This is a genomic window from Dactylosporangium sp. NPDC005572 (assembly GCF_040605515.1).
In the GTDB taxonomy this organism is placed as follows: Bacteria; Actinomycetota; Actinomycetes; order Mycobacteriales; family Micromonosporaceae; genus Dactylosporangium.
Genome location: NZ_JBEXCY010000338.1, coordinates 1 through 8,217, shown reverse-complemented (window position 1 = coordinate 8,217; position 8,217 = coordinate 1). Strand labels below are relative to the sequence as shown.

Annotated in this window: 5 protein-coding genes; 1 reads left to right on the top strand and 4 read right to left on the bottom strand. The window is 71.7% G+C overall.

What is annotated here, in order from left to right; translation table 11 throughout:
* Positions 1-108 precede the first annotated feature (108 nt).
* The 3 genes from ABZS66_RS58995 to ABZS66_RS58985 all read right to left on the bottom strand — a co-directional run bounded on the left by ABZS66_RS58995 (position 109) and on the right by ABZS66_RS58985 (position 4,272).
* Entirely contained in the window at positions 109-1,974 is a 1,866-nt protein-coding gene (locus ABZS66_RS58995) for an Hsp70 family protein (protein ID WP_354773333.1), read from the bottom strand.
* Between the two features lie 71 nt (positions 1,975-2,045).
* A complete protein-coding gene (locus ABZS66_RS58990; protein WP_354773331.1) occupies positions 2,046-3,758 on the bottom strand; it encodes a SulP family inorganic anion transporter in 1,713 nt (570 codons plus the stop codon).
* A gap of 43 nt (positions 3,759-3,801) precedes the next feature.
* Positions 3,802-4,272, bottom strand: coding sequence for a hypothetical protein (locus ABZS66_RS58985; RefSeq protein WP_354773329.1), 471 nt, complete (start codon positions 4,270-4,272; stop codon positions 3,802-3,804).
* Between the two features lie 212 nt (positions 4,273-4,484).
* On the opposite strand from ABZS66_RS58985, the gene ABZS66_RS58980 reads away from it, so the two are divergent.
* Positions 4,485-7,700, top strand: coding sequence for an ABC transporter substrate-binding protein (locus tag ABZS66_RS58980; RefSeq protein WP_354773327.1), 3,216 nt, complete (start codon positions 4,485-4,487; stop codon positions 7,698-7,700).
* Between the two features lie 28 nt (positions 7,701-7,728).
* On the opposite strand, the gene ABZS66_RS58975 is transcribed toward ABZS66_RS58980, so the two are convergent.
* Positions 7,729-8,217: methyltransferase domain-containing protein (locus tag ABZS66_RS58975; protein WP_354773325.1), on the bottom strand; the 489-nt coding region annotated here is incomplete at its 5' end.

Sequence of the window (8,217 nt, the reverse complement as noted above, 5' to 3'; positions counted from 1 at the left end):
CCACGCTGCCGCCCGCACGCTCTGTCAAAACCGTTCACGCCGAAGCCTCGACCGGCGGCGTTGTGGCAGGTGCCGAGTCGGGCGGCGGTCGGGTCGCGGCCCGTTCGGTCAGCGCGCCGATGCCTGGGCCGGCGTGGGGGCCGCCTCGCGGCGGGCATTGAGGCGAAGGACGAGGAGGAGACCACCCGCGATGCCGAGCACCGTCGGCACCAGGGCCGCCAACAGCGGCTCGGGGCCGCCGGCGCCGCGGGACGAGATCGACAGGAAGATCATCGGGATCAGCGAGACCGCGGTGCTGATGCCGAAGGCCCACGCCAGTTTGCTGAGCCACATCGAGCGGCCTGGGCGCAGGTACACCGCGGCGACGGCGAGCAGTGCGGCGGTGATGAGCATCGACAGCGAGTTGACGTCATCCTCGGCGGGCGTGGCGAGTCCGATCCCTGCGAGCACCACCACCAGGAGCCAGACCCACGGGACGGCCACCCTCCGGACAAGCTCACCGGCGGCGAGGACCTGCCCGGCGACGAGCGGGGCGAGCCAGAACGGGAAGGAGACGTCGTCGGCGTCGAAATGCACGTCGACGGCGGCGGTGATGGCGAACGCCAGCAGCAGGACCAGCGCGGCGATCCCGGCGCCCAGCCAGACGGCACCCGGCACCTTCCCGGTGCGCTGCGGTGCGGGCGTCACCGGCCTCGGCGCGACCGGTGCGGGCGTCACCGGCTGGGCAGCCACGGGTTGAGGTGCTACGGGTTGAGGCGCCACGGATGGCGGCACCACCGCTTCGGCCGCCACCGGCGTGGGTGCCACCGGTGCGGCGGCCACCGGCGTGGGTGCGACCGGCTCGGGCGTCAGCGGCTCGGGCGTCAGCGGCTCGGGCAGGGGAGCGGGGCGCGGCTCCTTGGGCGGCGTGAGACCGCCGGCCAGGGCGCCCTCGCACACGACGAGCTGGGGCTGCTCCAGGATCATCGGCGGGACGCCCAGCGCGCGGTGCAGCATCGTCGCGACCTGCGGCATGAGACTGCCACCGCCGACCAGGAACACCGCCACGAGCTGTCCCTCGACCAGGCGGCTCTCGCGGAGCGTCGCCGCCGCGGTGTCGACCGTGCGGCGCAGCAGCGGTGCCGCGGCCTCCTCCAGCTCGGCGCGGGTGATCATCACGTCCCGGCCGAGGCCGCTGACGTGCATGGCGGTGGCCGGCTGGCGGGAGAGCAGCTCCTTGGCGTCGCAGGCGTCCTGCCACAGCAGAATGCGCTGGCGTCGCTGCTCGGCGTTGGTCGGGGAGAGGAGCTGCTGCCAGCGGTCCGTCTCCTCCGGGCGGACGGTGGCGGCGACCAGCTGCACGATGACGGCGTCGAGGTCGAGGCCGCCGACGTCGTCCAGGCCCCGGTAGGCGAGCGCTTCGAAGCCGGTCTCGGTACGCCGCACCACGGTGGCGTCGAACGTGCCGGCGCCCAGGTCGTACACCAGGACGCACTGCCCGGGCCGGACCGGATGGCCCGCCAGGCCGGCGAGGTAGGTCGCGGCCGCGATCGGCTCGGCGAGCAGGGTCGGCTCGGCGATGCCGGCGTCAGCCGCCGCCGCGGTGAGCACCGCGCGGCGAGCGGGACCCCAGGCCACCGGGTGCGTGACGGTGACCGGGCCGATCGGTCCGCCGGCCGCCTGCTGCGCCTCGCGTACCACCCGGCCGACGGTGGCGGCGATGAGCTGCTGCACCGGGTACGCCGTGTCGCCCAGCAGCACCTCGAGCTCGTCGATGCGCCGCTTGGGGTTGGGCTCGTAGCGGGCCGGATCGTGCCGGGCGGAGCGCTGCGCGTCGCGGCCGGTCAGCAGCCGCCGCGAGTCGTCGGCCCACACGGCCGAGGGGAGCAGGGGCGTGCCGTCGAACAGCAGCGGCCGGGTCCGGCCGTCGGGCCAGCGCAACAACGCCACCGTGTTCGACGTTCCGTAGTCAATCGCCAGCTCGACGTCGCGCATTGCAGGAGCATAGGTAATCCCAACGCGGTCAGGACCAACCGAACGGATCACCCGTTCCAGGCTCGCTGCGATCAGCCCGCGGCCGGCTTGTCGTGGTGGCGGCGCCATTCCTGGTAGGCGGCCACCGCGGTCGGCAGGGTGGGGAAGATGCGGTCGGTGCCGACCGAGGCGGTGAGGCCGAACGCGTCGAGCTCGTCCTGCAGGTCGCGCTTGACGCGGGCCATCGCGAACACCACGCCGCGGCCGGTCAGCACCCGGCGTACGTGGTCGAGGGCCTCCAGCGCCGTGATGTCGACCTCGACGTTCGCCTCGGCGTTGAGCACGAACCATCGCGTCGGGCCGCTGTCGGCGGCGGCCAGCGCCCGCTGCCGGAAGTCCTCGGCGTTCGCGAAGAACAGCGGGGAGTCGTAGCGGTACACCAGAAGCCCGGGAATTGTTGTTGCCTGCGGGTAGTCGTCGATGTCGTGCATGCCGGCCAGGCCGGGCACGAGACCCTGCACCGCGTCGTGCGGCCGCGCGACGCGGTGCAGCAGCTCGGCCACCGACAGGCCGATGGCGAGCAGCACGCCGTAGAGGATGTCCAGCGCGAGGACGCCGCCGAACGTCGCCAAGGCCAGGAGCAGCTCGCTGCGGCGGAAGGCGGCCAGGCGGCGGAACCCGGCGAGGTCGATCAGCTGTACCGCGGCGTAGACGACGAGGGCGCCGAGCGCCGCGACCGGGAAGAGCTCGAGCAGTGGCGCGGCGAACAGCAGTACACCGATGATCGCCCCCAGCGTCATGACCGACGCCAGCTGCGTGCGGCCTCCGGCCGCGAAGCCGAGCGCGGTACGGCTGCCGCTGCTGCTGATCGGGAACCCCTGCAACCCGCCCGCGGCGACGTTGGCCACGCCCAGGGCGAGCAGCTCCTGGTTGGCGTCGATGCGGTAACCGCCCCGGGCGGCGAACGCCCGGGCGGTCAGCACGGTGTCGGTGTAGCCGACCACCACCAGCCCGACCGCCGGCAGCAACAGGTGCGTGAGGTCGCCGACGGCCGGCAGCGACGGCCCCGGCAGGCCGACCGGGACCGCGCCCACCACGGCGATCCCGTGCTCGCGCAGGCCGAACGCGGCCACCGCGGCGGTGGCGAGCAGCACGACCAGCAGCGGCCCCGGCGCCTTCGGCCGCCACCACCGCACGAGGAACAGGAAGCCGAGCACGGTGAGCGAGAACGCCAGGGTTCCCAGGTCGACCTGGCCGGCGTGCCGGACGACGGACAGCAGTTGCTCGACAAGCGTGTCACCGGTGACTGGTACCCCGGTCACCTTGCCCAGCTGGCTGACGATCATGATGATCGCGACGCCGGACAGGTACCCGACCAGGATCGGTTTCGACAGCAGGTCCGCGAGGAAGCCCAGCCGGGCCACCGCCGCCCCGATGCAGAGCAGGCCGACGACGACGGCGAGGGCGGCGGCCAGCGCCGCGTAGCGGGTGGGACTGCCGCCGGCGAGCGGGGCGATCACGGTCGCGGTCATCAGGGCGGTCGTCGACTCGGGCCCGATCGACAGGTGACGGGAGGAGCCGAGCAGCGCGTACACGGCAAGGGGCGCGAGCATCGCCCACAGGCCGGTGACCGGCGGCAGGCCGGCGAGGGTCGCGTACGCCATCACCTGCGGCACCAGGTAGGCGGCGACGGTCAGGCCGGCCAGCGCGTCGCCTCGCAGCCAGGACCGCCGGTACCCGCGGATCGCCGCGACGCCCGGCAGCAGCCGGACCCAGCGGGACCCGTCCGGCCCGTTGTCAGTCATCCGATCACGATAGGCCCGGCGGGGTGCGCGCTCCGGAGCGTTCTCAGATCGAGTCGTCGAAGTGGGCGTGCCAGACCGCGGCGGCCTCGTGGTGGCTGTCGACGCCGGCGCCGAACGCCTCGCCGAGCCCGGCCCGGTCGACACCGGTGAGCTTGATGAACTTCGGCCGGTGGACGGCGAAGCCGCCGGGGCTCGCCGGCAGCCGGTACGGCACGGCGATCGTCATCGACGCCTCGTCGGGTCCGTACTCGACGGCTTCGATGATGAGCGCGTCGAACCTGCCGGCGTCGAGGTTGAGGTAGCCGTCGACGACGAGCACTGCCCGTTGCGCGCCGTGCTCGTTGTCGGCGAGAACGTCCCGGCCGATCTCGCCGACGAAGCAGGTCATGCCCCGCCCGTGGTCGTCGTGCTCGTAGCCGTGCATCGGGAAGAGGACCTCGCCGTCGGAGAGGTTCAGGACGTTGCGGGCCTGGTGGGCGGCGAAGAAGCCGGCGAGCCGCACGAGCTCATGCATACCCGCCAGCATGCCAGCCGGCCGCACCGCGGGCGGTGCAGTGAGCGACCACGTCCGGCTTGCTAGCGGTCCATTTGCGTGCGACTTCCGGCAGCTACGAAGGCCGTGCAGGGACGCATTGTGGCGGCGTCCACGCGCGCCGCTCAACCCGGAAAGCAGCGCCGGTTCGGCCGATGTGTCGTGGCCGGTCGTGTGGCCTAGGGTTGCTGCGCGTGACGGGTATTCATCTCGGCATCGACTACGGCACCTCCAATACTGTCGCGGTGCTGCGGTGGCCGGACGGGCGCAGCCGGACGCTGCTGTTCGACAGTTCGCCGTTGCTGCCCTCGGCGGTGTTCGCCGCTGTGGAAGGCCACCTGCTGGTCGGCCGCGACGCGGAGCGAGCCGCCCGCGCCGACCCGGGCCGATTCGAGCCGAACCCGAAACGACGCATCGACGAGCTTGACGTGTTGCTCGGCAACCGGGTCCACACGGTCGCCGAACTGGTCGCGGCGGCGCTGCAACGAGTGGCCGCCGAAGCCCGGCGGGTCGCCGGTGGCCCGGTCGAGCGGGTCACCCTCACGCACCCCGTCGCCTGGGGGCCCGCGCGACGCAAGGTGCTGGTGGACGCGGCGCGGCTGGCGGGGCTGCCGGCGCCGGTGCTGCTGGCCGAGCCGGTCGCGGCAGCCGCCTACTTCACCGCGGTGCTGGGCAACCTCGTCGCCGTCGGGCAGAGCGTCGTGGTCTACGACCTGGGTGCGGGCACCTTCGATGTGAGCGTCGTGCAGCGCACCGGCGGTGAGTTCGAGACGTTGGCGTACCGCGGGATCGACGACATCGGCGGCCTCGACCTGGACGCGCTGGTCGTGGCGCACGTCGGGGCATCGCTGGCCGATTCGGCACCGCAGGTATGGCGGAGCATCAGCGAGCCGACGGACCCGGCAGGGCGCTACCACCGCCTGCAGCTGTGGCAGGACGCGCGCGAGGCCCGGGAGGCCCTGACCCGGCAGTCGTCCGCGACGATGTACGTGGCGGCGGCCCAGCGCGACGTGATCGTCACCCGGGAGGAGTTCGAGCGCGCGGCGACCCCCGTGCTGAACAAGACCATCACGACCACGCTGGCCACCGTTCGGGAGGCCCGCGTCCGGCCGGAGAGCATCGCGGGCTGGTTCCTGGTCGGCGGCGCGACTCGCACACCGCTGGTGGCGACCATGCTGCTCCGAGCGTCCGGCCGACCGGCCACGGTCCTCGACGAGCCACAACTCGTGGTTGCCGACGGCGCCGTCCACGCCATCCCAGCCGGACCCGACACGGCCGCAGTCCCCGCCGCCACCCCCCACCGGACGCCACCCCCGCCATACCCTGCCAACCGCCCGTACCAACCGCCGACGATGGTCCCGATGGTCGCGCCCGCGTCGCCGGCGGCTCCGCCCACGTCACCGGCGGCTCCGCCCACGTCACCCGCAGCCGCGCCCGCGTCGCCGGCGGCCGTTGGGGCATCGGCGATGACATCCCCCGCGCCGGCACCTCCCGTCGCCCCGATGTTCGCTCAGGTCCCCCGCATCGACAGTCCCATCGCTGCGGCGCCACCACAGCGCCTCGCCGACCTCCCCGGACGGATGATCCCCCGGCCCTGGCCGCTACGCTCGCGGCGCTGGCTGGCCGCCGGCCTGACCGGGATCGCCGTCGTCCTCGTCCTGGCCAGCCTGCCCTTCCTGAGCCAGCTGAACAAGGACGACAAGGACAACCAGGCAGGCTCCGGTCTGTCGAGCGGTTCGACCCCGGCGACGGATGGGACGCCCAGCTTCAACGCCGCAACGAAGGGCGTCGTCAACCCGTCCGGTAGGAAGGGCGGCACGCTCAAGCTCGTCAGCAGCAGCGACCCGGACTCGTTCGACCCGGTGCGTGCGTACTACGCGTGGGTGTGGAACTTCAGCAAGGGTTACTACGTCCGCTCGCTGCTGACCAACGAGGCGAGGCCGGGTCAGGACGGCCTCAAACTGGTTCCCGACCTGGCGACCGCGCTGCCGACGATCGAGAACGGCGGCAAGAAGTACACCTTCAAGCTGAAGGACAACATCAAGTTCGAGGACGGCTCGCCGATCACGTCGAAGGACGTCAAGTACGGCATCGAGCGGATCTTCGCCCAGGACGTGCTCTCCGGCGGCCCGACCTACCTGATCGACGAGCTCGACCAGGGCCAGAGCTACCCCGGCCCGTACAAGGACACCGACCCGAACAAGCTCGGCCTGAAGTCGGTGCAGACGCCCGACGACAAGACGATCGTGTTCACGCTGGCCCGGCCGCTGGCGGACTTTCCGTACCTCCTGGCCATGACCGCTGCGGGTCCGGTCCCGGCGGCGAAGGACACCAAGGACGGGTACGGCACCAAACCGGTCTCGTCCGGACCGTACAAGTTCGAGTCGTACGTCCCGGGCAAGAAGGCCGTGCTGGTGCGCAACGCGCAGTGGGACCCGCAGACCGACACCGTGCGCAAGGCGCTGCCCGACCAGATCGAGCTGACCATCGGCACAGCGGCGGCAGACATCGACAACCAGCTCATCTCCGGCACCGTCGACATCGACGTCGCGCAGACCGGTGTCCAGCAGGGCACTCAGGCGCGGATTCTGGGAGAACCCACCAACAAGAAGAACGCGGACACGCCGAACATCGGCTTCGTCCGCTACTTCTCGATCAACACCAAGGTCGCGCCGTTCGACAACATCCACTGCCGCAAGGCCGTGCAGTACGCGACCGACAAGACCACGATGCAGGCCGCTCGTGGTGGCGCGGACGCGGGTGGTGACATCGCCATCAACATGCTGCCGCCGACGATCGCCGGCTACGACCCGAACCTGGACCCGTACAACACGAAGTCGGGCAAGCCGCAGATCGACAAGGCCAGGGAAGAACTCGCCGCCTGTGGGAAGCCGAACGGTTTCGACACGGTCATCGCGACCCGTAACTCGGGCAAGGAGCCGAAGACGGCCGAGGCGCTGCAGGCCGCGCTGAAGAACGTGGGCATCAACGCCCGCCTCGACCCGACCGAGGTCTCGCTGTACTTCCGCTCGACCATCGGCTCGCCGTCCAACGTGCACGCCAAGGGCTACGGTCTGATGATGGCCGGCTGGGGCGCCGACTTCCCGACCGGTTACGGCTTCCTCCAGGTGCTGGTCGACGGTCGCGGCATCGTTTCGGCGGGGAACCTGAACTACGCCGAGCTGAACAACGCCGAGGTCAACAGCCTGATCGACAAGGCCAAGGCCGAGACGGACGCCGCGAAGGCCGCCGAGATCTGGGGCCAGATCAACAAGATCGTCATGGACGAGGCCGTCATGGTGCCGTTCGTGTACGACAAGGCCCTCAACTACCGCAACCCGCGGGTCACGAACGTGTTCGTGACCGACTACTACGGGATGTACGACTTCGGCAGCCTGGGCATCAGCTGACCGTTGCTTCCGCAAGCCTGGCGCCTCCTCACCGGCTGGCCCGGTGGACGAATGCGGGTGGCAGGTTGCTCCAGACGCACGGAGTGCGGGAAACGGTCCGGAACCGCGCGCGCAACTCGGCGGTGAAGTGCCTGGCCGGTGGCGTCCACGCGGCGTGACTGTAGGCGAAGGTACTGAAACTGCCGCCGGCGGCCAGCACTGTGGTGACGGCGTCGAGGATGCGGCGTCGCGTGCCGTGCGGGATGACGGTCCACGGCAGCCCGGAGACGACGGCGTCGACCGGGGCGTCGACCATGCCGGCAAGGTCTTCGGCGGTACCGGTCACGATCCGCACAGCCCGGCCCTGGTACCGGGCGGCGAGGCGCGCGGCGAGGTTCGGGTTGCGCTCCACGGCGACGAGCCGCGCGCCGGGCGGCATCCGGCGCAGGATGACGTCGGTCACGGCGCCGGTACCCGGGCCCAGTTCGACGACGGTGTGCGCCCGTTCGAGGCCCAGGCCGTCGGTCAAGGCGCGGGC

What these genes read in the sequence shown, in the direction of transcription:
- ABZS66_RS58985 (WP_354773329.1), bottom strand. Translation starts at nt 4,272, where the DNA reads ATGCATGAGCTCGTGCGGCTCGCCGGCTTCTTCGCCGCCCACCAGGCC.
- ABZS66_RS58990 (WP_354773331.1), bottom strand. Translation starts at nt 3,758, where the DNA reads ATGACTGACAACGGGCCGGACGGGTCCCGCTGGGTCCGGCTGCTGCCG.
- ABZS66_RS58995 (WP_354773333.1), bottom strand. Translation starts at nt 1,974, where the DNA reads ATGCGCGACGTCGAGCTGGCGATTGACTACGGAACGTCGAACACGGTG.